The organism is Tessaracoccus massiliensis, from assembly GCF_000826065.2.
Classification (GTDB): Bacteria; Actinomycetota; Actinomycetes; order Propionibacteriales; family Propionibacteriaceae; genus Arachnia; species Arachnia massiliensis_A.
The window spans coordinates 1-1753 of record NZ_LN623531.1 but is presented as its reverse complement, the minus strand read 5'-3'; the positions used below and the strand labels follow the sequence as shown (position 1 = coordinate 1753).

The 1753-nt window shown below is 61.4% G+C and carries 3 protein-coding genes; all 3 read right to left on the bottom strand.

From position 1 onward, the window contains the following. Positions 1-98: 98 nt before the first annotated feature. From BN1186_RS00045 to BN1186_RS00035, 3 genes are read right to left on the bottom strand one after another with little or no spacing between them, the layout of a single operon-like run. Positions 99-455, bottom strand: coding sequence for a hypothetical protein (locus BN1186_RS00045; protein WP_040281334.1), 357 nt, complete (start codon positions 453-455; stop codon positions 99-101). Further along, positions 452-1177, bottom strand: a complete 726-nt coding sequence (locus BN1186_RS00040; protein ID WP_040281333.1) for an FHA domain-containing protein — start codon at positions 1175-1177, stop codon at positions 452-454. Before BN1186_RS00040 ends, BN1186_RS00045 begins: the two co-directional genes overlap by 4 nt. A gap of 11 nt (positions 1178-1188) precedes the next feature. After that, positions 1189-1638 (bottom strand): hypothetical protein, encoded by a 450-nt coding sequence (locus BN1186_RS00035; RefSeq protein ID WP_040281332.1) that lies wholly within the window; start codon positions 1636-1638, stop codon positions 1189-1191. Positions 1639-1753 lie beyond the last annotated feature (115 nt).

The following is a 1753-nucleotide window of genomic DNA, read 5'->3' as shown; positions in this document are numbered from 1 at the left end:
ACAATACCAGCGCACCGCCCACAGGATCACATCACCCTGGAAATGGCGCCACTTGAAATCCGTCATCGTTCCGTCCGTCCAATCTCCGCCAAGCATGCTCAAGCTTCACGATTTTTGCAACAGAGCCCGGGTGCCTGCGGCGCCCGTGCTGCGGTGTCCTCGTCTATAGGCGTCTCGGCCTTGATCGTCTCGGTGCTCGGGCGAAGATAGGGCGATGCGACCGGCTCGGGCTTCTCGTGGATCGTGCCGTCAGGATGCACGATCATTTCCCAAGTGCCGTCTGGTTCGGTCGTGATGAACTCGACTACCTCGCCGGTCGCGGCCGCGTGATCCACCACAATACTTGCGACCTTGCGGCGGGCGTCTTCGAGGCTTGCCCCGATGACCTTCTGGGGCTGCCCGTTGAGCGTGACGATTGCTGAGCCGTCCTTTTCGGTAGTGGCATGAGCGGTCATGATGCTTCCTCCTTGTGTGATGCGACAGCCGTTGCCGTGGAGCTGCCTCCGGGTGACTGATTCGGCGGGTACGCCTCAATTCGCACGGCGGCGTCTCCGAGCTGTAGGCGCACGCCGTTGGGAACAACGGTCGGCGTGTATGGTGCGAGGGGCGTTCCATCGGCCTCAGTGCCATTTGCTGCGTCTTGATCGGTGACGATCAAGCGGCATTCGTCATCGACGTCGACCAGGGCGTGCGTGCGTGAGCACTCACGGCCAGGGCTTGCAAGCGTGACGCTTGTGTGCCCTGCAATCTCTTTGGGCCTGCGGCCGAGCACGATGGGCGGTTCAGCGCGCAGCGCTCTTGCGCCTTCGACGTGCACGAGCAGAGTCGGCCGCGCTGCCTTGCGCGGTACGACGATGGTGTGGTCGATCACCGTTTCTTCCTCGGCGGGGGCGGCGTGGTACGCCTCGGGGATCGGGTTGGGGCGCGGCTTGGGGGCGATGACCGGCGTGGGCATCAGCGAAATCGTGCCTTCTGGGTAGACGTAAAATTGCCAGTTGGCGTCAGGGTCATAGGCGATGAAGTGCTGGGCTTGGCCTGTCTCCACGGCGTGCGCTATTGCCATGTCTCGTACCTTGTCGCGGGCCTCCGCGAGCGAAGGGGCACGAAACTTTGTTTCGTGGCCGTCGATAACGATGCGAGCTGAGCCGTCTCGGCCGACGAACGATTCAATGGACATAGCGGATCTTCTTACTCTTCGGACTCTGGCAATGACGGGGCGGGTAGGTCAAGGTCACTAAGCATCGGCTGTTCAATGTCAACAACGGTGCCGGTGCGCTCATCGAGGATGAAGTACCAGATAGCGGTGTTGTTGCCGATAGGCACGGTGGTGGAGCCGTTGTGATAGGTGCCGTCGTAGTTCACTTCGATACCTACGCGGAACTTGCCGGTGCCTGGTGCGGCGTGCTCGTTACCCTCGCCGTATTCGATTGAAACGGGGGCGCTGCCGACGTTGTTGACCTTGATCTGAGAGATTTCGTTAGTACCGAAATACCCTGCCCATACAGGCACGTAATCGCGTGCAAGGCGTTCGCTCATTCCGGCCTCGATATAGCGCAGCTCCGTCGTCGCCGGATCAGCGGTGCCGTTCCATGCGGCTGCGAGGCGGGCAACGTCGAAGACGGTTTGCTGGCTCTTCACAAACCAGGGTGTAGGTAGCGCTGTTCGGGTTTGCGGCGTGGCGGCTGGCTGAAGGGGTCGAGGCCCTCCGAAGATGAAGGTTCCTACACGCCTCATCTGGAAGACCTCGACGTGC

Coding starts and splice junctions, on each gene's coding strand:
- BN1186_RS00040 (WP_040281333.1), bottom strand. CDS start 1,177: ATGTCCATTGAATCGTTCGTCGGCCGAGACGGCTCAGCTCGCATCGTT.
- BN1186_RS00045 (WP_040281334.1), bottom strand. CDS start 455: ATGACCGCTCATGCCACTACCGAAAAGGACGGCTCAGCAATCGTCACG.